At 67.7% G+C, this 19,488-nt stretch carries 20 protein-coding genes and 1 riboswitch; of the genes, 6 read left to right on the top strand and 14 right to left on the bottom strand.

The features are described from left to right. Window positions 1–25: 25 nt before the first annotated feature. The 5 genes from cobA to cbiT are packed head-to-tail and all read right to left on the bottom strand — an operon-like array spanning window position 26 to window position 4,389. The gene (cobA, locus tag J4G43_RS18825; protein WP_028148459.1) at window positions 26–757 is read right to left on the bottom strand and encodes a uroporphyrinogen-III C-methyltransferase; all 732 of its coding nucleotides are present in this window, start codon (window positions 755–757) and stop codon (window positions 26–28) included. Continuing rightward, a complete protein-coding gene (locus tag J4G43_RS18820; RefSeq protein ID WP_135215873.1) occupies window positions 754–2,064 on the bottom strand; it encodes a cobyrinic acid a,c-diamide synthase CobB in 1,311 nt (436 codons plus the stop codon). Before J4G43_RS18820 ends, cobA begins: the two co-directional genes overlap by 4 nt. Further along, window positions 2,064–2,846, bottom strand: coding sequence for a precorrin-4 C(11)-methyltransferase (gene cobM, locus J4G43_RS18815; RefSeq protein ID WP_208085904.1), 783 nt, complete (start codon window positions 2,844–2,846; stop codon window positions 2,064–2,066). Before cobM ends, J4G43_RS18820 begins: the two co-directional genes overlap by 1 nt. After that, window positions 2,843–3,211, bottom strand: a complete 369-nt coding sequence (locus J4G43_RS18810; RefSeq protein ID WP_167768191.1) for a cobalamin biosynthesis protein — start codon at window positions 3,209–3,211, stop codon at window positions 2,843–2,845. The genes cobM and J4G43_RS18810 overlap by 4 nt, the downstream gene beginning before the upstream one ends. Continuing rightward, window positions 3,208–4,389 (bottom strand): precorrin-6Y C5,15-methyltransferase (decarboxylating) subunit CbiT, encoded by a 1,182-nt coding sequence (gene cbiT / locus J4G43_RS18805; protein ID WP_208085903.1) that lies wholly within the window; start codon window positions 4,387–4,389, stop codon window positions 3,208–3,210. Before cbiT ends, J4G43_RS18810 begins: the two co-directional genes overlap by 4 nt. Here cbiT and J4G43_RS18800 point away from each other — a divergent pair. Then, window positions 4,388–5,134, top strand: a complete 747-nt coding sequence (locus tag J4G43_RS18800; protein WP_208085902.1) for a cobalt-precorrin-6A reductase — start codon at window positions 4,388–4,390, stop codon at window positions 5,132–5,134. The two genes, cbiT and J4G43_RS18800, sit on opposite strands and share 2 nt — an antisense overlap. On the opposite strand, the gene cobJ is transcribed toward J4G43_RS18800, so the two are convergent. The 7 genes from cobJ to J4G43_RS18765 are packed head-to-tail and all read right to left on the bottom strand — an operon-like array spanning window position 5,110 to window position 13,032. Continuing rightward, a complete protein-coding gene (gene cobJ / locus J4G43_RS18795) occupies window positions 5,110–5,844 on the bottom strand; it encodes a precorrin-3B C(17)-methyltransferase (RefSeq protein WP_208085901.1) in 735 nt (244 codons plus the stop codon). The two genes, J4G43_RS18800 and cobJ, sit on opposite strands and share 25 nt — an antisense overlap. Next, window positions 5,841–6,572 carry a precorrin-2 C(20)-methyltransferase gene (locus tag J4G43_RS18790; protein WP_208085900.1) on the bottom strand — a complete coding sequence of 244 codons (732 nt, stop codon included), beginning with the start codon at window positions 6,570–6,572 and terminating at the stop codon, window positions 5,841–5,843. Before J4G43_RS18790 ends, cobJ begins: the two co-directional genes overlap by 4 nt. Window positions 6,573–6,574: 2 nt before the next feature. Then, window positions 6,575–7,204, bottom strand: coding sequence for a precorrin-8X methylmutase (locus J4G43_RS18785; RefSeq protein WP_208085899.1), 630 nt, complete (start codon window positions 7,202–7,204; stop codon window positions 6,575–6,577). Next, window positions 7,204–8,367: a precorrin-3B synthase gene (gene cobG, locus J4G43_RS18780; protein ID WP_208085898.1), complete on the bottom strand. Its 1,164-nt coding sequence runs from the start codon at window positions 8,365–8,367 to the stop codon at window positions 7,204–7,206. The genes J4G43_RS18785 and cobG overlap by 1 nt, the downstream gene beginning before the upstream one ends. Next, window positions 8,364–11,612: a cobaltochelatase subunit CobN gene (gene cobN, locus J4G43_RS18775; protein ID WP_208085897.1), complete on the bottom strand. Its 3,249-nt coding sequence runs from the start codon at window positions 11,610–11,612 to the stop codon at window positions 8,364–8,366. The genes cobG and cobN overlap by 4 nt, the downstream gene beginning before the upstream one ends. Beyond that, entirely contained in the window at window positions 11,612–12,661 is a 1,050-nt protein-coding gene (gene cobW, locus J4G43_RS18770) for a cobalamin biosynthesis protein CobW (RefSeq protein WP_208085896.1), read from the bottom strand. The genes cobN and cobW overlap by 1 nt, the downstream gene beginning before the upstream one ends. Continuing rightward, complete coding sequence (locus J4G43_RS18765; protein ID WP_208085895.1) at window positions 12,658–13,032, bottom strand: DUF1636 family protein; 375 nt, start codon at window positions 13,030–13,032, stop codon at window positions 12,658–12,660. Before J4G43_RS18765 ends, cobW begins: the two co-directional genes overlap by 4 nt. A 96-nt stretch (window positions 13,033–13,128) precedes the next feature. Beyond that, window positions 13,129–13,350: riboswitch (cobalamin riboswitch) on the bottom strand. A 40-nt stretch (window positions 13,351–13,390) separates the two neighbouring features. Between J4G43_RS18765 and cobO the strand changes: the two genes are divergently transcribed. Both cobO and J4G43_RS18755 read left to right on the top strand, forming a co-directional pair. Beyond that, a complete protein-coding gene (gene cobO / locus J4G43_RS18760) occupies window positions 13,391–14,026 on the top strand; it encodes a cob(I)yrinic acid a,c-diamide adenosyltransferase (RefSeq protein ID WP_208085894.1) in 636 nt (211 codons plus the stop codon). Window positions 14,027–14,033: 7 nt separating this feature from the next. After that, window positions 14,034–15,482, top strand: coding sequence for a cobyric acid synthase (locus tag J4G43_RS18755; protein WP_208085893.1), 1,449 nt, complete (start codon window positions 14,034–14,036; stop codon window positions 15,480–15,482). On the opposite strand, the gene cobD is transcribed toward J4G43_RS18755, so the two are convergent. Together cobD and cbiB are read right to left on the bottom strand one after the other, a co-directional pair. After that, window positions 15,471–16,436, bottom strand: a complete 966-nt coding sequence (cobD, locus tag J4G43_RS18750; RefSeq protein WP_208085892.1) for a threonine-phosphate decarboxylase CobD — start codon at window positions 16,434–16,436, stop codon at window positions 15,471–15,473. The genes J4G43_RS18755 and cobD overlap by 12 nt on opposite strands. An 11-nt stretch (window positions 16,437–16,447) precedes the next feature. Further along, complete coding sequence (gene cbiB, locus J4G43_RS18745; protein ID WP_225004962.1) at window positions 16,448–17,395, bottom strand: adenosylcobinamide-phosphate synthase CbiB; 948 nt, start codon at window positions 17,393–17,395, stop codon at window positions 16,448–16,450. A 121-nt stretch (window positions 17,396–17,516) separates the two neighbouring features. On the opposite strand from cbiB, the gene cobU reads away from it, so the two are divergent. Genes cobU through bluB form a run of 3 tightly spaced genes read left to right on the top strand, consistent with a single transcriptional unit; the run spans window position 17,517 to window position 19,439 of the window. Further along, window positions 17,517–18,023, top strand: a complete 507-nt coding sequence (gene cobU / locus J4G43_RS18740; RefSeq protein ID WP_063984439.1) for a bifunctional adenosylcobinamide kinase/adenosylcobinamide-phosphate guanylyltransferase — start codon at window positions 17,517–17,519, stop codon at window positions 18,021–18,023. Further along, window positions 18,020–18,802: an adenosylcobinamide-GDP ribazoletransferase gene (cobS, locus tag J4G43_RS18735; protein ID WP_208085891.1), complete on the top strand. Its 783-nt coding sequence runs from the start codon at window positions 18,020–18,022 to the stop codon at window positions 18,800–18,802. The genes cobU and cobS overlap by 4 nt, the downstream gene beginning before the upstream one ends. 4 nt (window positions 18,803–18,806) lie before the next feature. Next, on the top strand, window positions 18,807–19,439 hold the full coding sequence (gene bluB / locus J4G43_RS18730) for a 5,6-dimethylbenzimidazole synthase (RefSeq protein ID WP_208085890.1): 633 nt from the start codon (window positions 18,807–18,809) through the stop codon (window positions 19,437–19,439). Window positions 19,440–19,488: the final 49 nt, after the last annotated feature.

Below are 19,488 nucleotides of genomic sequence, written 5' to 3'. Positions count from 1 at the left end.
AAGGGGCGAAGGGCGGCCGGGACGGTCATGACGGATAATCGCCCGCCAGCGCGCCGAACAGGATCACGGCAGCCGTCGAGGCGGCGCCGCCCCGCGCAAGCTGTTCGGCCAGCTCGGCAATGGTGGTGCGGACCAGCCGCTCGTCGGGACGACCGAGGGATTCGGCGAACAGCGCCGGGGTATCCGGCGCGAGGCCGTGCTCGATCAATTTTGCGACAAGCGCCGGAAAGGTGCGCCGGCCCATATAGACCACGGTGGTCGCTTCGGGATCCGCCAGCGCCGCCCAGTTCAAATTCTGCGGCAGCTCGCCGGTGACATCGGCCCCGGTCACGAACTGCACCCGGCGCGACGTGTGGCGCCGGGTCAGGGGAATGCCGGCTTGCGCGGCGGCGACACAGGCCGAGGTGATTCCGGGAATGATCTCGTAGCCGATGCCGGCTTCGCGCAGCGCCTCCAGCTCCTCCTCGAGCCGGCCAAAGATACCGGCATCGCCCGATTTCAGCCGCACCACACGGACGCCGGCCGCGGCGTAGTCGATCAGCAGGCGGTTGACGTGGTGCTGCTTGGTCGAGGGCCGCCCTGCCCGCTTCCCGACCGCGACGAGATTGGCGCCGGGCCGGGCCAGATCGAGGATCGCGCCGGAGGCGAGGTCGTCATAGAGCACGACGTCGGCATCGCGCAGCCGCGCGGCGCCTTTGAGCGTGAGGAGCTCGGGGTCGCCGGGGCCGGCCGAGATGAAAGTGACAAAACCGCTCACCGATCCTCCGCGATCAGATGGAAGAACGTGCCGGTGGCTTGTCCCCGCCGCGAGCCGGTCTCGGCGATGACCGCGCCTGTTGCATCGTGCACGACCGCCAGCGGCGTATCGGGCTGCGCGATAATCGTCGAATAGTGGAACTCATGACCGCGCAGGCGCGCACCGACCTGATGGCCCGGCATCGGCGCGGCGAGCGCAGCGAGACGATAGCCGAGATGCATGCGGCGCTTGGCAAAGCTCGTCTCCAGTCCGAGCAGGCCCGTCATCTCATGGCGAATGCCGTCGGCGTCGGTCAGAGCGGTTCCCAGCACCATATAGCCTCCGCATTCGCCGTGCACCGGCCGTGTGTCAGCGAACGCGCGCAAGCCACTGCGAAAGCGGGCATTGGCCGCGATCTTCCCCGCGTGCAGCTCGGGATAGCCGCCGGGCAGCCAGCAGACGTCGGCGCTCGCGTCGGGCGCTTCATCGGCAAGCGGCGAGAATGTCGAGATCTCGGCGCCGGCCGCGCGCCAGGCCTCCAGCATGTGCGGATAGATGAAGGAGAACGCGGCATCGCGGGCCAACGCAATGCGCTGCCCGGGCGGCGTCACGTTCATGCCGTTTACCGCCGGTTGCGGCGACCAGCTTGCTGCCGATCGCAGCACCGCATCGAGATCGACATGCTCGGCGACGAAGCGCGCGGCTTCGTCGATCAGCTTGCCGATCTCGGCCTGCTCCTCGGCCTGCACCAGGCCGAGATGCCGTTTCGGCAGGCTGATCTCGGCATGACGCGGCAGCGCGCCGAACACGGCGATGCCGGCGTCGTTGAGTGCACGCCGCACGAGATCTTCATGCCGTGGGCTGGCGACGCGGTTGAGCACCACGCCGGCAAGGCGCACACCGGCTCGATAGTCGCGAAGGCCTGCGGCGATCGCCGCCGCCGTCTGCGCCTGTCCGGAGGGATCGATCACCAGCAGCACCGGCCAGCCCAGCATCTCGGCAATGTCGGCGGTGGCGCCGGTGCCGGAGACGCCGCGCGCCGCGACGCCGTCGAACAGGCCCATCGAGCCCTCCGCGAGCACGACATCGGCATTAGTGCCGCGACCGACGAGATGAGCAATCGTCCCGCGATCCATCGCCCAGCTATCGACGTTGACGGAAGCGCGCCCCGTCGCAGCGGCATGGAAGGCGGGATCGATATAATCGGGCCCGCTCTTGAAGCACTGCACGTTCAATCCGCCATTGCGCCAGGCGCGCGCGAGCGCCAGCGTCAGCGTGGTCTTGCCGACGCCGGAGGCCGGCGCGGAGATGACGAGCCCTGCCGGCATCACGATGCCTCCGGAAAGCGCGGATCGGCGCCGACCGGCCGATAGCGGCGGTCGTAGTCGACGGCATAGAGGCGGCTCTCGTCGAAATCCGCCGCTCCAAGCGTCTTGCCAACCAAAATGAGTGCCGTGCGCTCCATCTCGGTGCCGACGGCGGCATCGAGCGTCGCCAGCGTGGCGCGAACGATGCGCTGGTCCGGCCAGCTCGCGCGCCAGACGATGGCGACCGGGCAATCCGCGCCGTAATGCGGCGTCAGCTCGGCGACGACCTTGTCGAGCAGATGGATCGACAGATGGATCGCGAGCACCGCACCGGTGGCGGCGAACGACGCGAGCTTTTCGCCCTCAGGCGTTGCGCTGGCGCGGCCCGGCGTGCGCGTCAGCACCACCGTCTGGGCAAGACCGGGAAGCGTCAGCTCGACCTCCAGTGCAGCTGCCGCAGCCGAGAAGGACGGCACGCCCGGCGTGACCGTGTAGGGAATACCGAGCGCGCGCAGGCGGCGAAGCTGCTCGCCCATCGCCGACCAGATCGCGAGATCGCCGGAATGCAAGCGAGCAACATCCTTGCCGTCGGCATGCGCGGCAGCGATCTCCGCGATGATCTCGTCGAGCGACAGCGGCGCGGTGTTGACGATGCGGGCGCCGGGCGGGCAATGCGCCAGCACGCCCTCGGGCACCAGCGAGCCCGCATAGAGGCAGACCGGACAGGCCGCGATCAGGTCGCGTCCGCGCAACGTCAGCAAATCCGGAGCGCCCGGTCCTGCACCGATGAAGTGCACCGTCATGCGCCGTCTCCTTCCGCGATCGCGGCGGTCGCGGTGCGATCCCGCGAGACCACCCGCGTCGCAATCAATCGCGCGCGGGGGCCAGCCGCAACGAGCGCCGCGGCTTCAGCGACCGAGCCCGTGCCGAACTTTTCCGCGACGAGTTTTGACTGCGTCGGCGTCTCGATGCCGGCCAGCATGTCCGCCGGAACCGGCTTGATCGGTACGCCGCATTCGCGCGCGAGCTGCTTCAGCACTTCCGCGTCGGCCTTGTCGCTGACAGTCGCGACCGCCGCGAGGCCTTCGGAACCACCGGCTGCCAGCAGCGCCTCGCGCAGCGAAGCCAGCGTGACATCCTTCTTGAATCCGAGTCCGGCGACTTTCATCGAACCGCACTCCATTGCACCACGGGCCGCGACGCTTCCCAGGACCTGTAGCGACCGAGCGGCGCTGCATAGGCAATCTCGACCCGCATCAACTCGCCGCCGTGGCGCTGGTGCAGTTCGCCGAGCAGCGCCTCCGTCTCCAGCGTCACCGCATGCGCGACGAGCCGCGCACCCGGCGAGAGCCGTGACCAGATGGCATCGAACATCGCGATATCGAGACCGCCACCGATGAAGACCGCGTCCGGCACTTCCAGCGCAGCGAGAGCTTCGGGCGCGGACGCCGCGATGACATTAATCCGATGCGCCAATCCAAACGCTGCAGCATTGCTACGGATATTCGCGGCACGATCCTCGCGTGCCTCGATGGCGCTCGCCGTCCCGCCGCACAGCGCCCATTCCACCGAGATCGAGCCAGAACCCGCACCGATATCCCACAGCCGCTCGCCGGGTCGCGGCGCCAGCGCCGAGAGCGCCAGCGCGCGCACCGGCCGCTTGGTAATCTGGCCGTCGTGAGCGAAGAGATCGTCTGACAGGCCTGAGCTGCGGGGAATGCCTTGCCCGCCCCTCGCCTCGACCGCTACTGCGACCAGGTTTTCGGCGAGATCGCCCTCAAAGCTGTCGGCACGATGCTCAGCGATGCCTTCGCGCGCCCCGCCGAGCGCGGCGAGAGTCCAGAACGCCGAGGCGCCCCACCCGCGCTCGCTCAGCCATTTGGCGAGCTCACCGGCCGCCTTGCCGTCGCGCACGAGGCAAATGATGCGCGCACCTCGCACGAGATGCGGTACGAGACGCTCGAACGGCGCGGCATGAAGCCCGAGACAGGCGATGGCTTCGAGGCGCCAGCCCAGCCGCGCGGCGGCGAGCGAGAAGGTCGATGGCGCCGAATGCGCGATCCACTCGTTGGCATCGAGCTTCTCGGCGAGACTTGCACCGGCACCGTGCCAGAACGGATCGCCGGAGGCGAGTACCACCGTCGGCCGGCCGCGGCAGCTCAGCACGATGTCTGCGTCGAACGGCACCGGCCACGGGCGACCGCGCCCCTCCACATCAGCAAGCGCGAGATGACGCTCGCCACCAAAAACAGTTTCTGCCTTCGCGAGCGCCTTTCGGCTTGCCTCGGACAGCCCGGCAAGGCCATCTTCGCCGATACCGATGATGGTCAACCAGGGATCAGCCATGACGCGCGCCCTCATTCTGGGCGGAACCGCCGATGCGAGTTTGCTCGCCGCGGAAATCGCACGCGCGGGCATCGACGCCGTGTATTCCTATGGCGGCCGAACCCGCGCGCCCGCCGATCAGCCGCTGCCGACCCGCATCGGTGGCTTCGGCGGCGTGAGCGGGCTTGCCGACTATATTCGCCGTGAGCGCATCACGCATGTGATCGACGCCACGCATCCCTTCGCTGCCGAGATGAGCCGCCACGCGGTCCAGGCGTGCGCGCAAACGGGAACGCCGCTGATCGCGCTCGAGCGCGCGCCTTGGACGAGGGCGCCCGGCGACAACTGGATCGAAGTCGCCGACGTCACCGCCGCGGCCGCTACGCTGCCCGAGACGCCGGCAAACGTGTTCCTCGCCATCGGCCGCCAGCACATCGCACCGTTCGCGGCGAAGCCGCAGCACGTCTACACGCTTCGGTTCGTCGATCCCCCCGAAGCACCTCTGCCCTTCGCTGCGGACGTGATCGTGTCGCGCGGGCCGTTCACGTTCGACCGCGAGCTCGAAATGATGCGCGCGCGCGGCATCGCATGGATCGTCGCCCGCAATTCCGGCGGCGACGGCGCACGCGCCAAGATCGACGCGGCCCGCATGCTTAGCCTGCCCGTGATCATGATCGCGCGGCCGGAGCTGCCCGATCGTCAGCGGGTTGAGAGCGTGACCGAGATCATGCAATGGCTCGGTCATCGCGCCTGTCTCGGGGCATAGATCCAGCGGCCGACGCGGCGCGTCTGCGAATTGCCGACGATGACCAACGTGCGCATGTCGGCCATCTCAGGCCGCGCGTCGTTCAGCGTGACGGTCTCGATCCTTTCATCGGCGGCGCTGATCGCGCGCGCGAAGATCACGAGGCGGTCGCCGCAGCCGCCGTCCTTCAACACCGCAAGCGCGCGGCCAAAACCCTCTGGTCGGCTTGCCGAGCGCGGATTGTACATCGCAATGGCAAAATCGGCTTCCGCGGCCAGCCGCAGGCGCTTCTCGATAACCGCCCACGGCTTGAGATTGTCCGAGAGATTGATCGCGCAGAAATCATGGCCGAGCGGCGCACCAGCGCGCGCGGCCGCCGCCAGCATCGCTGTGATACCAGGCAAAACGCGAATGGGAAGCTCGCGCCATTGCGGTGCCTGTTCGAGCGCCTCGAACACGGCCGACGCCATCGCGAAGACGCCGGGATCGCCGGAGGAAACGACGACGACCTGCCCGCCTTCGGCCGCAAGCCGCAGGGCTTCGCCCGCGCGCTGCAGCTCTTCGCGATTGTCGGAGGGATGCAAGGTGAGCCCTGTCCGCGGCGGCACGCGCGCAACATAGGGCGCGTAGCCCAGAATGTCGGTGGCGGCGGCAAGGGCGGCGGAGACCTCGGGCGTCACCAGCGCATCGCTGCCCGGCCCAAGGCCCGCGATGGTCAGCGTGCCCGTCATTCGGCGGCGTCCAGATGCCGGCCCTTGCCGTGCACGAGCACGATCGCAAAGTAAGGACAGTCGGCGGCATCGACCTCGGCGAGCCGCACCACGCGCTCGCCCGGCATGGTGCCGCGCTCGACCAGCCAGGCATCGTCCAGCCGGCCGGCAGCCGTGAGCGCGCGGCGCACTTTTGCGAGATTGCGGCCGGTCTTCATGACGACAAGCGCATCGGAATCGCGCATGCGCCGCTCGAGCTCGTCTTCGGCGAGCGTCCCCATCAGCACCGTCGTCACGTCGTCGCCAAGCGCGATCGGCCGGCCGACGCCGTTCCAGCAACCGACCATGCCGGGAATGCCCGCGATCACCTCGATCTCGACACGGCCTTGCAGGCGCGTGTGCAGATGCATGAAGGAGCCGTAAAAGTAAGGATCGCCCTCGCAGAGCACGACGACATCCACCGCACGCGAAAGCCGCGCCAGCCGTTCCGCCCATTCGTCGTAGAAGCCGGCGAGCAGCTGCACATATTCCGGGCTATCGAAGGCGAGCTCCGTCGTAACAGGATATTCCATTGCGTATTCGGTGACGTCGGAGCCCAACATGCCTTCGACGATCCGCCGCGCCTGGCCGGGCCGGCCCTTCTTGCGAAAATAGGCGACATGCTTCGCACCGCGCACCGTCCGGTCGGCGCGCACGCTCATCATATCAGGATCACCGGGGCCGAGACCGCAGCAGATGATGCGTCCCATGGCTATTCGCTCCGGCTCGCCAGTGCATTCACGGCGGCGACCGTGATCGCGGAGCCGCCGAGGCGGCCCTCGACTGTCAGCGCCGGCACCGGCGGATCGGCCATCAGCGCGGCCTTGGATTCGGCCGCGCCGACGAAGCCCACGGGGCAGCCGATGATCGCCGCAGGGCGCGGGCAGCCCGGGTCCTCGAGCATGTTGAGGAGATGAAACAGCGCGGTCGGCGCGTTACCGATCGCAACGATTGCGCCGTCGAGATGCGGTCGCCACAACTCCAGCGCCGCAGCCGAGCGCGTGTTGCGCATGGACTGCGCGAGCGCGGGAACGGCTTCGTCGCCGAGCGTGCAGATCACGGCGTTGGCTGCAGGCAGTCTCGCGCGCGTAATTCCTTCCGAGACCATGCGCGCGTCGCACAGGATCGGCGCGCCTCTCTGCAAGGCCGCGCGCGCAGCAGTCGCCATGCCTGATGTGAAGCGGATATGCGCATCGAGGCCCACCATGCCGGCGGCGTGGATCATCCGCACCACCACCTGCTCCTCGTCCGGCGAAAAGCGCGCAAGATCGGCCTCTGCCCGGATGGTCGCAAAGGACTGTCGGTAGATCGCCGCACCGTCGGTCTCGTAGGTGTGCGGCATCAGTGGCCTCCGACCAGGATGGAGGGATCGCTGACGATGTCGGCACCGTTGAGGCCGCGCAGAACCGGCTCATCGCGGGTCGAGCCGTCGCGGACGAGATCAAATCCGGCGCTGGTCGCAACCAGCGTCACCGCGGACGCGCCGGAACGCGCGCAGCCCTTGGCGCACCCGGAGACGTGAAGGCGCGTATCGAGGGCGATGCGCGGCGCAAGGGCGGAAGCGAGCGCGCGGGTGTCGGCATGCGCCTCGCGGCAACGCGGGGCGCCGCTACAAGCAATCACGCGCAACGCCGGATCGTAAGGCTCGGTGATGAGGCCTGCCCCGCTCGGCATCTCGCGCTTGCCCTCGCTCAGCACCATTCGCCATGGCGTCATGCGCAGCGCATGTCCACAGCCGGAAAATTGATGGAGCGTCGTGTGCAGCATCTGCCCGAACGCGACGCCGACCAGGGCGCCATGCGGATAATGCCCGGGTCGTGACGCGGCCATGACCGGAGCAGGCTCGGTTTCGCCGCTCAACGACTGAGGCAATTCTGCGCCGGCCGCGATATGGGCTGCCATGCGCCCTCGCCCGCCCTTCGCGCCGCCGGACGAGATGAACCAGTTCGCGAGCGCGAGCGCCGTGCTCACGGCCTCTCCGCGCGCGACCGAGCGGCCAAGCCTTGCGCCATCGGCCCGCACCAGGAGCCGGCCGTCGCGATCGCGTTCGATGCGCACATCGGCGGAATCGCCGGCGAGTACGCGCGACTTTCCATCGTCGATGGCGAAGCCGAATTTTGTGGGGAGTTCGAGCGTGCTGTCGGCGAGCGCTTCTTCAAGCTCCGCGGCGAGCGCCTGCGTCTCGTCACCGCTGTTCCAGAACGGCGTCACCAAAATGTTGCGCCGGGCTTCGATGTCGGTATCGGGGTCGAGCAGCCGCAGCAACGCGAGTCCATCGAGCAGCCGGCGATGGCCCTGCTCGCTGACGCCTCTGATCTGGAGGTTGGCACGGCTCGTCACATCGATGAGACCATTGCCGTAGCGTTCGGCGAGCTCGGCAAGGCCGGCGACTTGCGCGGCTTCAAGCCTTCCGCCGAACGGGCGCACGCGAACCACGAGCCCGTCGCCCGATTGCATCGGGCGCAACGCGCCGGGACACCAGCCCTTGATCGCGGCCGCACTCATGAAGCCTCCTTCAGCGCAGCCGCGATCGAATTGCGGCGCGTTCGCCAGAGCGAGGCTTCGTGCAGGCGTGTGAAGCAGGTCTCCATCGCGGCGAGCGCCGCCGGATTCTCGCGGGCCATGAAGGTGCGGACATCGGCGTCGCCGAGCGTCGCATCGTAGTAGAGATCGAACAGATGCGGCGGTACGGCGCCGGCCAGATGCGCGAAGGCGGCCATGTGCTCCAGCGTCGCGGTGATCTCGGCGGCACCGCGAAAACCGTGTCGCATCATGCCGGCGATCCAGGCCGGATTGGCCGCGCGTGCACGGACGACACGGGAGATTTCCTCGGTCAGCGTCCGCGCGTGCGGCTGCTCGGGCCGCGTCGTATCGAGGTGATAGAGCGATGGTCCTGCCGCACCGAGATGCGCTGCAGCCGCCGCGATGCCGGCTTCATGTGCGGCATAGTCGGCGGCAAGCAGAAGATCGGTCTCCGGCAGATCCTGGACGTGCACGAAAGCATCGGCGGATGCGAGCCGCGTCTCGATGCCGGCCCGATCCGGCTGCATCGCACCGTCCGCGGAGAACGCCCAGGACGATGCCGACAGCCAGGCTTCGCCGGCGGCATCACGCGTCTCGGCCGTAAAGGCATCGGGGATCGCGGACAGACCCACGCCGTATTGGCCGGGGCGCGGCGCGAACACGCGCGAGGCGCGGTGGCGATAGGGATTCTCGTCGCCCTCCTCCTCGCGCGACGCGAGCGCCTCGGCGGCGGCCTCGAACAATTGCGCAAGGCCGGAGAAGACATCGCGGAACAGGCCCGACACGCGCAGCGTGACGTCGATACGGGGGCGGCCGAGCTCGGCCGGTGCGATGATGTCGTAGCCGTTGACGCGGCCTGAGGCGTGGTCCCAGCGCGGCGCAAGGCCGGCGAGATGCAGCGCCATGGCGAACTCCTCGCCGGCGGTCCGCATCGTCGCCGAGCCCCAGAGATCGACCACGAGGCCTTTCGGCCAGTCGCCGTGATCCTGCAAATGGCGACGCAGCAGCTCTTCCGCGAGCCTGATGCCTTGCGCATGCGCCGACGGCGTCGGCACCGCGCGCGGATCGACGGCAAAGAGATTGCGCCCCGTGGGCAGAACGTCCTGGCGTCCGCGATACGGCGAGCCCGACGGCCCCGGCGCAACGCGCTGCCCCGCGAGGGAGGAACGCAACGCATCGCGCTCCGCATCGGCGCAGACGCCGCGGCCGAACACGTGCAAGCCGTCGCCGAACTGGCTCTCCTTGAGATCGCAGACGAAGCGATCGATCCGCGGGATCGCTTCCGCCGGTGCAGCCGATGCATCGAGACCAAGATCGTCTTCGAGCCCTGCCGCACGCGCTTCGTCGCGAATCGCGGCGATCAGACGCTGACGTCGGGCGGGGTCGAGACCATCGGCGGTCGAATATTCGTCCAGGAGACGTTCGAGCCGACGGAGGCCTTCCGGCACCGCGGATTGTTCGAGCGGCGGCGGCAGATGGCCGATGGTGACGGCACCCAAGCGCCGCTTGGCCTGCGCGGCCTCGCCGGGATCGTTGACGATGAAGGGATAGATGACCGGCAGATCGCCGATCAGGGCTTCCGGCCAGCACGCGGACGACAGCGCCACGGATTTTCCGGGCAGCCATTCCAGCGTGCCATGCGCGCCCATGTGCACGACGGCATCGATGGCCTGCCCGCGGAGCCAAAGATAGAACGCGACATAGGCATGGCGCGGCGTGCGGGCGAGATCGTGATAGTCGGCATCGCGCGTCGTCGCATCGCCGCGCTCGGGCTGAACCGCGATGATCGATTGGCCACTTGCGATGGCCGCGAATTGAAATGCACCGTCGCGACAACTCGGGTCATCCGCCGGCGCGCCCCAGGCCTGCGCAAGATCATCCTTTAATGCTTGCGGGAGACGCGAGAGCGCGGCGCGGTAATCGGCGACGTTCCAGGTCAGTCGCTGCTTCAGCAACGTTTCGCCAAGTGCGGAGACCGGCACAACATCGAAGCCGGCCTCTGTCAGGTCAGACAGCAATGCCTCGACCGACGCAAGCGCATCGAGACCAACCGCATGCGCGATCTGATGTGGACGGCCCGGGTAGTTCGAGAGCACGAGCGCCACCCGCTTCTCGGCGGCTGGCGTGTCCGCGAGGCGCCGCCAGGCCGCAACGCGCGCGGCGACGGCCTTGACGCGCTCCTCATCGGGCCGGTGCGCCAGATGCGAAAATTGCAGATCGGGATCACGCTCCGCGGCCGATTTGAAACTCACCACGCCCGCGAACAGGCGGCCGTCGACCTCCGGCAGCACCACATGCATCGCGAGATCGCCGGGCGACAGGCCGCGCAGCGACTCCGCCCAGTCCTCGCGCCGTGCCGATGAGAGCGCGACCTGGAAGACGGGACACGATGCAGCATCGAACGGTGTCGTGCCGTCGTCGCCCATCGCCGAGAACGCCGTCGCGTTGACGATCGCGGCGGGAGGATTCGTCGCGAAATACGTCCGCAGCCAATCCGCAACGCCCGGAGCCTTCAGCGAGGTGACGAACACGCCATACGCGTCAAAGCCGCGCTCGCGCAGCGCCGCGATCAGGGCGTCGACCGGCCCGGTATCCGCGGCGGTGAGATAGGAACGATAGAAGGTCACGAGCGCGAGCGGCTTTCCCTCGCCTGCCATCGGCGCAGCAATGACACCACGCGCGGGATCGTAAAAGCCCATCTCAGGCAGGTTCATCTCGCCGACGACCGGGCCTGCGTAAAGGCCCGAGGCCAACGCGAGCTGCGCGATCGCGGCCTGGGCTGCAACAGGACCGCCGGTGTCACAGAGCACCTTGAGCCGGCGCAGCGTCGAAACCGGCAGGGTCGAGTAGGCATCGAGCCGCGTGTCGTCGCGGCCGTCGGCCGGCAGCACGGCCAGCACGATATTGCGGTCCTTCGCCAGCTGCTGCAGGGCCGCGAGCCCGTACGGCCAATAGGATTCACCGCCGATCAGGCGCACCAGGATGCCGCGCGCCTGCGACAGCGTGCGCTCGATATAGGTGTCGACCGACAACGGATGCCGCAGCTCCGCGAGATTGGCGAGCCGCAGCGACGGCAGGCTGTTGCGGCCGCGCCGCCAGCCGGCCGCGAACGCGGCAAGGTCGGAATCCGAGTACGAGAGCACCACGAGATCGGCCGGGTCCTGGCCGATGTCCCTTGGCGTCGCGGTCTCCTCGAGACCGCGGCTCTCGCGGAAGACGACGTGCATCAGATACCAGATCCTGAAAGCCCAAGTCCGACCTTGATCGCGGCCTCGTCGATATCGCCGTGCTCGCCGATCACAACGAGCTTCGACTGCCTGAGAGCTGCGCCCCAGGGCTTGTCGAACTGGTGGCGCACGCGCTCGCCGACCGCTTGCAGCAGAAGGCGCATCGGCTTGCCCGCGACCGCGATATAGCCTTTGACGCGCAGCACGTTCTGCTCGCGCGAAAGACGCTGCACCGACGCGACCAGTGCGTCGATGTCGCTGATTTCAGGAAGATCGATCACGACGGAGGCGAAATCGTCGTGCTCGTGATCCTCCTCGCCGTCGTGATGCGAGGGGCGCGCGGCGAGATCGTTCTCTGCGGCGGCGCCTAGGCCGAGGATGACGCGCGCATCGATCGCGCCATCGGTGACGGATAGCATCGGCACGCGGCGCGACATCTCGGCGGTGATGGCGGCCTTGGCGGCTTCGATCCCTGCGGCCCCCGCAAGATCGGCCTTGGTCAGCAACACGATGTCGGCGCAGGCGATCTGGTCCTCGAACACTTCCGACAGCGGCGTCTCGTGATCGAGATTTCCATCCGCCGCGCGCTGCGCTTCCACCGCAGCCGGGTCCGGCGCAAAACGGCCCGCGGCGACAGCCTCGGCATCGGCCAGCGCAATCACGCCATCGACCGTGATGCGCGAACGGATCTCCGGCCAGTCGAACGCCTTCAACAGCGGCTTCGGCAGCGACAGGCCAGAAGTCTCGATCAGGATGTGATCGGGCCGCACCGGCCGCGCCAAAAGCTTTTCCATGGTCGGAATGAAATCGTCCGCAACGGTGCAGCAGATGCAGCCATTGGCGAGTTCGACAATGTTCTCCTCCGGGCAATTCGCATCGGCACAGGATTTCAGGATCTCGCCGTCGACACCCTCGCTGCCGAACTCGTTGACCAGCACGGCGAGCTTCTTGCCGTCAGGGTTTGCGAGGAGATACTGGATCAGCGTCGTCTTGCCGGAGCCGAGAAAACCCGTGACCACCGTCACAGGGACTTTTGCGAGCGAGTTCATTCGGCGGCCTCCGGCAACACGGCAATGGGGGGAATGCGGGCAAGCGACTGCTTGCGGAAGATTTCGGGACGGCTGCGCCAGGGCACGAGGCCATCGGGCGCGGCGGCATAGGCCGCAGCACCCGCGACCACGTCCCTCGCATGGGCCTCTGACAGACGGCCATAGACATAGGACCAGCGGCCGGGCGCGCTGAGCGCAACCGAGCAACCCTGGCTGCATGCCGACAGGCATTCAACGGGAACCACATTGACGCCCTCGGGCACGCCGGCGTCGAGGATCGCACCATGCAGGCGCTTGCCGGGCGTCGTCTCACCCTCGTCGAGCGTCTGGCCGGCACGGCAGGTAATACAGACGTGAAGTGTGACGGTCATCGCCTCTTCCAGGATAAACAGCGGGAGGCGAAGAGGCACACGGACCATTCCCCCGAAGGTCCGTTTCCCCGTCGCGGAACACCCCGTCCGCCGGTCCAAAACTCGTCCGCGCTGGCAGGTCTCCCGGCTTGCGGAGCAGGGCTTTTGGCCCTTCGATCCCCGCCTTCCCGATCCCCCGGGGGATCAGTGGCTTCGGGCATCTCTCCGGTCACGGTCGCGGGGGCGGCTGCAGTTTGGAGCCGAATCTTGTCGATTCGGACCCTATCGCATTCCCTCTTCGCCTGTCATAGGACAGGAACCAACGCCGGGCCACCATTTGCCCCCGGCCGCCTCTTGTCAAGCCGAAGGACCCTGTCAGATGACGCCTGAACCGGATACCCAAACGGCCGAGGAAACCGACGCCCGCCACGCCGCGAAAATGGCGAAAATCAAGGTCGCCCGCGACAAGATCATGGCGACCAAGAGCGGCGAGAAGGGCCTCATCATCGTCCACACCGGCGCCGGCAAGGGCAAGTCCTCCTCCGCTTTCGGCATGATCGTCCGCTGTGTCGCCCATGGCTTCCCTTGCGCGGTCGTGCAGTTCATCAAGGGCGCCTGGGACACCGGCGAGCGGCGCCTGCTCACCGGCCATTTCGGCGAGCTCTGCCAGTTCCATGCGATGGGCGAAGGTTTCACCTGGGAGACGCAGGACCGCGCCCGCGACATCGCCGCAGCACAGGCCGGCTGGGCGAAGGCCAAGGAGCTGATATCAGACTCCAGTCTGCGCATGGTCGTGCTCGACGAGATCAACATCGCGCTGCGCTACGACTATCTCGACATCGCCGAGGTCGTCGACTTCCTGAAAACGCACAAGCCGCCGATGACGCATGTCGTGCTCACCGGGCGCAACGCCAAGGACGAGCTGATCGAGATCGCCGACCTCGTCACCGAGATGACGCTGGTCAAGCACCCCTTCCGCTCCGGCATCAAGGCGCAAGCCGGCGTCGAGTTCTGACGACGCCATGGCGCGGGCTTTAATGATTCAGGGAGCCGGCTCGGACGTAGGCAAGTCGCTCGTCGTCGCCGGCCTCGCCCGCGCCTTCACGCGGCGCGGCGTGCGCGTGCTGCCCTTCAAGCCGCAGAACATGTCGAACAACGCGGCCGTGACCGTCGACGGCGGCGAGATCGGTCGCGCCCAGGCGCTGCAGGCGCTGGCCGCCGGCGTCGAGCCGCACACCGACATGAACCCGGTGCTGCTGAAGCCCGAGACCGACGTCGGCGCGCAGGTGATCGTGCAGGGAAAGCGCATCGCGACCGCGCGGGCGCGTGAATATGCGGCGATGAAGCCGTCGTTGATGGGCGCGGTGCTGGAGAGTTTCGAGCGGCTGAAGGCGCGCGCCGATCTGGTGCTGGTCGAAGGCGCCGGCAGCCCGGCCGAGGTCAACCTGCGCAAGGCCGACATCGCCAATATGGGCTTTGCACGCAAAGCCGACGTGCCCGTCGTGCTAGTCGGCGACATCGACCGCGGCGGCGTCATCGCCCAGCTCGTCGGCATCAAGACGGTGATCGACCCCGACGATGCCGCGATGATCCAGGGTTTCGTCATCAACAAGTTCCGCGGCGACCCCTCGCTGTTCGACGACGGCTACAAGCTGATCGAGCAGAAGACCGCGTGGCGCGGCCTTGGCGTGCTGCCCTGGTTCGCGCGCGCCGGCGAGCTGCCGGCCGAGGACGCGCTGGGCCTGAGTGATGCGCGCAAGCCGGGCCAATGCAAGATCGCCTGCCTCGCGCTGTCGCGGATCGCCAATTTCGATGATCTCGATCCGTTGAAGCTCGAGCCTGGCGTCGATCTCGTCATGGTGCGGCCGGGCGAAGCTATCCCCGGCGATATCAGGCTCGTCATCATCCCCGGCTCGAAATCCACCCGCGGCGATCTCGCCTTTCTGCGCGCGCAGGGCTGGGACATCGATCTCCTGGCGCATCGTCGCCGCGGCGGCCATGTGCTTGGCCTCTGCGGCGGTTATCAGATGCTCGGACGCAGCGTCGCCGACCCTGACGGCATCGAAGGTCCCGCCGGCGACACGCCGGGCCTCGGACTTCTGGACGTCGCGACAATGATGAGCCCGCAGAAGACGCTGACGCGCGTCGCGGCTGTCCATGCCGCCACGGACCAGCCTATCGACGCCTACGAAATCCACATCGGCCACACCGACGGACCGGATCGCGCGCGCCCGTTTGCGAAACTGAACGGCGAGCCCGAAGGCGCGATCTCGCGCGATGGCCGCGTGCAAGGCAGCTATCTGCACGGCCTGTTCACGTCGGATGATTTCCGCAAGGCGTATCTCGCAAAGCTCGACATTCCGGCAGGCGACGAGCCTTATCATGCGAGGGTTGAGAGCGCGCTCGATGCCCTCGCCGATCACATCGAACAGCACCTCGACGTCGGCGGCCTGCTCGCGCTAGCGCGCTAGCGCCTCAGCAAGGCGCGTCCATTCGGCTTCGCGGCCCGGAAGCCCGAGGCGCAGCCATGCCGGCTGTTTCGCGAATACGCGCGACCAGATTTGGCCGTGTGCCAGCCTCTCCTGGGCGGCGAGTGCATCGGGTGTCTCATAGAGGCGAAACAAAGATGCACCGCCGACGAGCCGCCAGCCCTGTGCTTGCGCCATCCCGTCGAGGCGAACACAGTCCCGGGCAAGACGCGCTGATGTGGCCTCGGCCCAGGCGTCGTCACGCAATGCGCGGCAGCCGATCGCGATCGCCGCTCCCGAGACCGGCCATGGACCCGACATCGCCGCGAGCTTCGCGATGTCGACCGCATGGCCGAGCGCAAACCCAAGCCTCAGGCCGGCAAGACCATAGAACTTGCCGAAGGAGCGCAGGACCAGCAGTCCAGGCCGATCCGCCTCGGATGCGAGCGACAGCTGCGGGGCAGCATCGGCAAAACTCTCGTCGATGACGAGACGGCCGACGCGCGGCAGCAGCGCCAGCAAATCCTTTGGCGCAAAACGCCGGCCATCGGGATTGTTGGGATTGACGACGACGGCGAGATCCGCGCCCGCCAGCGTGCCGACCTCGCCGACCTCCTGGACATCCCAACCCGCAATCGACAAGACCCCGGCATATTCATTGTAGGTCGGCGCAAGGATGCGCGCGCGGCCGGCTGGCGCGAGTTGCGGCAGCAATTGAATGGCGGCCTGGGCACCGCCCATCGCGACGATCGGCGCGCTTGTGCCGTAAGCGTGCTGCGCCGCCTGATGCAGGCTCTCGATCTCGGCGCGCGACGGCAGCGCGTTCCATGCGCGCGGGCTCACCTCACCCACGGGATAAGGCAGGCGGTTGATCCCGGTCGACAGGTCGATCCAGTCTTCCGCGCGCCCGCCAAAACGCTGCTGGGCCAGATCGAGATTTCCACCGTGCTCGCGCATATCCCGTTCTTTCACGCGAAGGCCAGGACCGCAAGGAGGCCGGCGAGCAGCAGCATGGCGCGGCGGTAGATCGTCAATCCCCGGCTGATGTCCGCGGCAAGCGGATCGCGCGCGCCTTCGTTGAGCCAGGGCTCATCGGTCGCGCTGCCGTGATAGATGCGGGGGCCGCTCAGCCGCACGCCAAGCGCACTCGCCATCGCCGCCTCCGGCCAGCCGGCATTGGGCGAGCGGTGACGGCGGGCATCGCGCACCATGCACGACAGCGCCTCCGATCGCCGCGCTGCCAGCAGCACGAACAGAAAGCCGGTCAGGCGCGCCGGAATGAAGTTTGCGACATCGTCGATGCGTGCCGCGGCCCAGCCAAAAGCTTCGTGGCGTTCGCTGCGATGACCGATCATGGAGTCCAGCGTGTTGATCGCCTTGTAGCCCAAAATGCCCGGCAGTCCGAACAGCGCGCCCCAGAACACCGGCGCCACGATGCCGTCGGAGGCGTTCTCGGCGAGGCTCTCGATCGCCGCGCGCGCGATGCCGGCTTCGTCGAGGGTCGCGGGATCGCGTCCGACGATGCGCGACACCGCTTCACGCGCAGCAGCGATGTCGCCGGCCTGCAACGGCTTCGCGACGGCAGCGACATGATCATGGAGCGAGCGCAACGCAACCAGCGGCCAGGCCAGCACACCCGCGAGTATGATCTCTATCCATCCCCAGGGGAGCAAGGACTGAAGTACCCAGCCGATTGCGACCGAGATCGCAATCACCAGAAGTGCTCCAGCCACGCCCGCAGCACGGCGAAATGCCGGCGGATCGGAATCGCGATTCCAGGCGGCGTCGATGGCAGAGATCAGCCGGCCCAGCCAGGTCACGGGATGGCCGATCCGCGCGAACAGCCACGACGGCCAGCCCAGCAGGGCATCCACCGCCATCGCCACCGCCATCGCCATCGCCCCCGCAAAACCCACGTCCACCTCCTGTCACGCCCCTGTTGCGCAAAGCGAAGGCGGAGCGCAAGCCCCCGGCCGCCTGATTTCGGCTTTGTCTTTGGCCGCGATTGGTGATTAGTCAGGCCCACAGGAGACCTTTATGGCCGTCATCTTGATCACCGGCGGAGCACGATCGGGCAAGAGCGCCCACGCGGAAAAGCGCGCGCGCAGCTTTCCGGGCCAGCCCATCTACATCGCGACGGCCGAGGCGCTCGATGCCGAAATGGAGGTGCGCATCGCCAAGCATCGAGCCAAGCGCGCGGCCGTCGACTGGATCGAGCGAGAGGTACCACTCGATCTCCTGCAAGCTCTGATCGAGACCGATGGCGCCGGCCCAAGGCTGGTGGATTGCCTGACCTTGTGGCTCTCCAACATCATGCATGCGGGGCGTGACTGGGAACACGAACTCATGAAGCTCGCCGCTTTCATGGGCGGCCAGAAGAGCCCCGTCATTTTCGTCACCAACGAGGTCGGGCTCGGTATCGTGCCCGACAACGCGCTGGCGCGCAGCTATCGCGACGCCGCCGGAATCATGAACCAGGTCATCGCGGCGGTTTCCGACGAAGTCGAGTTCGTCGTGGCCGGCCTGCCGATGAAACTGAAATGATGCCGCGCGCCGAACTTTTGCGAGACGTCGTTGCCGATCTCAGGATGGCGGCATCGTTCGTGATGATCCTCCCCGTCGCATCGTCGAAGTCCGCGGCTGACGGCGCCATCGCGCGCGCGACCTGGGCAATCCCCGTCGCGGGACTGATGGTCGGCCTGGCGGGTGCCTTGGTCTACAAGATTTCCAGCCGGTTCGGACTGACACCGAACCTCGCCGCCCTGCTCACGCTGGCCACGACCGCGCTCATCACCGGCGCGCTGCATGAGGACGGCCTTGCCGATACTGCCGACGGGCTCGGCGGCGGCCGGACGCGCGAACGCAAGCTCGAGATCATGCGCGACAGCCGGATCGGCACCTATGGCGTCTGCGCGCTGATCCTGTCGTTCGGCCTGCGCTGGAGCGCGCTCGCGGCGATCGCCAATCCCTGGGCCGTCGCGCTCGCGCTGTGCGCCGCGCACACTGCTGCCCGCGCGGGCGTGCCGGCTTTCATGTCGCTGGTCCCGCCGGCGCGGCCTGATGGACTGTCGGCAAGCGCGGGATCGCCGCCGGGCCGCAGCGTCGCCATCGCCTTCGCTGTTGGAACGCTCTCCCTCGCGCTCGCGCTCGGGCCTGGCAAGGCGCTGGTCAGCCTGATCCTGCTGTCCATCGCCGGCTTGATGCTGGCGCGGCTTGCCATCCGCCAGATCGGCGGGCAGACCGGCGACATCCTCGGCGCATTCGAGCAGACCGGCGAGATCCTCATTCTGCTGGTGGCGGCATCCTTCCGGATGGGAGGCTGATCTCATGGTCGAGTTCGACGACACCTTCCGCCAACATTTGCGCGAGCTGTTCGTGTGGCGCCGCGACGTGCGCCGCTTCCGCGCCGATCCGCTGCCGGCCGGCGCCATCGACCGCCTGATCGAGACCGCCTGCCTCTCGCCCTCGGTCGGCCTGAGCCAGCCCTGGCGCTTCGTTGTCGTTGAAGATGCCGCACGACGCCGCGCCGTGATCGACGACTTCAGGGCATGCAACGCCGATGCGCTGAACTGTTACTCCGGCGAACGCGCCGCGCGCTATGCCACGCTGAAACTGTCCGGTCTCGAACAGGCGCCCGGTCACCTCGCCGTGTTCGCGGACAAGGCGAGCGACATCGGCCACGGCCTCGGCCGCGCGACCATGCCGGAGACGACGGAATATTCCGTGGTCGCCGCGATCACCGCGATGTGGCTCGCCGCGCGCGCCGACGGCATCGGCATCGGCTGGGTGTCGATCCTCAATCCGCAGCGCGTTCACACCACTCTCGACGTGCCTGAGACCTGGAAATTCATCGCCTATCTCTGCATCGGCTATCCGGAAGTCGAATGCGACCAGCCGGAGCTCGAGCAGGCGAAGTGGGAGCACCGTCGCGGCGCGGAGGAATTCACGCTGCGGCGTTGAGACGCCCCCGCTCCATCCTCCGTCATTGCGAGCGTAGCGAAGCAATCCA

The sequence above is a fragment of the Bradyrhizobium barranii subsp. barranii genome, from assembly GCF_017565645.3.
Lineage (GTDB): Bacteria > Pseudomonadota > Alphaproteobacteria > Rhizobiales > Xanthobacteraceae > Bradyrhizobium > Bradyrhizobium barranii.
This window is presented reverse-complemented; position numbering and strand designations above follow the sequence as displayed.

What these genes read in the sequence shown, in the direction of transcription:
- J4G43_RS18755 (WP_208085893.1), top strand. Translation starts at nt 14,034, where the DNA reads ATGGCGCGGGCTTTAATGATTCAGGGAGCCGGCTCGGACGTAGGCAAG.
- cobW (WP_208085896.1), bottom strand. Translation starts at nt 12,661, where the DNA reads ATGAACTCGCTCGCAAAAGTCCCTGTGACGGTGGTCACGGGTTTTCTC.
- cobJ (WP_208085901.1), bottom strand. Translation starts at nt 5,844, where the DNA reads ATGACGGGCACGCTGACCATCGCGGGCCTTGGGCCGGGCAGCGATGCG.
- J4G43_RS18800 (WP_208085902.1), top strand. Translation starts at nt 4,388, where the DNA reads ATGACGCGCGCCCTCATTCTGGGCGGAACCGCCGATGCGAGTTTGCTC.
- bluB (WP_208085890.1), top strand. Translation starts at nt 18,807, where the DNA reads ATGGTCGAGTTCGACGACACCTTCCGCCAACATTTGCGCGAGCTGTTC.
- cbiT (WP_208085903.1), bottom strand. Translation starts at nt 4,389, where the DNA reads ATGGCTGATCCCTGGTTGACCATCATCGGTATCGGCGAAGATGGCCTT.
- J4G43_RS18790 (WP_208085900.1), bottom strand. Translation starts at nt 6,572, where the DNA reads ATGGGACGCATCATCTGCTGCGGTCTCGGCCCCGGTGATCCTGATATG.
- cobD (WP_208085892.1), bottom strand. Translation starts at nt 16,436, where the DNA reads ATGCGCGAGCACGGTGGAAATCTCGATCTGGCCCAGCAGCGTTTTGGC.
- cobG (WP_208085898.1), bottom strand. Translation starts at nt 8,367, where the DNA reads ATGAGTGCGGCCGCGATCAAGGGCTGGTGTCCCGGCGCGTTGCGCCCG.
- J4G43_RS18810 (WP_167768191.1), bottom strand. Translation starts at nt 3,211, where the DNA reads ATGAAAGTCGCCGGACTCGGATTCAAGAAGGATGTCACGCTGGCTTCG.
- J4G43_RS18765 (WP_208085895.1), bottom strand. Translation starts at nt 13,032, where the DNA reads ATGACCGTCACACTTCACGTCTGTATTACCTGCCGTGCCGGCCAGACG.
- cobO (WP_208085894.1), top strand. Translation starts at nt 13,391, where the DNA reads ATGACGCCTGAACCGGATACCCAAACGGCCGAGGAAACCGACGCCCGC.
- J4G43_RS18785 (WP_208085899.1), bottom strand. Translation starts at nt 7,204, where the DNA reads ATGCCGCACACCTACGAGACCGACGGTGCGGCGATCTACCGACAGTCC.
- J4G43_RS18820 (WP_135215873.1), bottom strand. Translation starts at nt 2,064, where the DNA reads ATGCCGGCAGGGCTCGTCATCTCCGCGCCGGCCTCCGGCGTCGGCAAG.
- cobN (WP_208085897.1), bottom strand. Translation starts at nt 11,612, where the DNA reads ATGCACGTCGTCTTCCGCGAGAGCCGCGGTCTCGAGGAGACCGCGACG.
- cobM (WP_208085904.1), bottom strand. Translation starts at nt 2,846, where the DNA reads ATGACGGTGCACTTCATCGGTGCAGGACCGGGCGCTCCGGATTTGCTG.
- cobU (WP_063984439.1), top strand. Translation starts at nt 17,517, where the DNA reads ATGGCCGTCATCTTGATCACCGGCGGAGCACGATCGGGCAAGAGCGCC.
- cobS (WP_208085891.1), top strand. Translation starts at nt 18,020, where the DNA reads ATGATGCCGCGCGCCGAACTTTTGCGAGACGTCGTTGCCGATCTCAGG.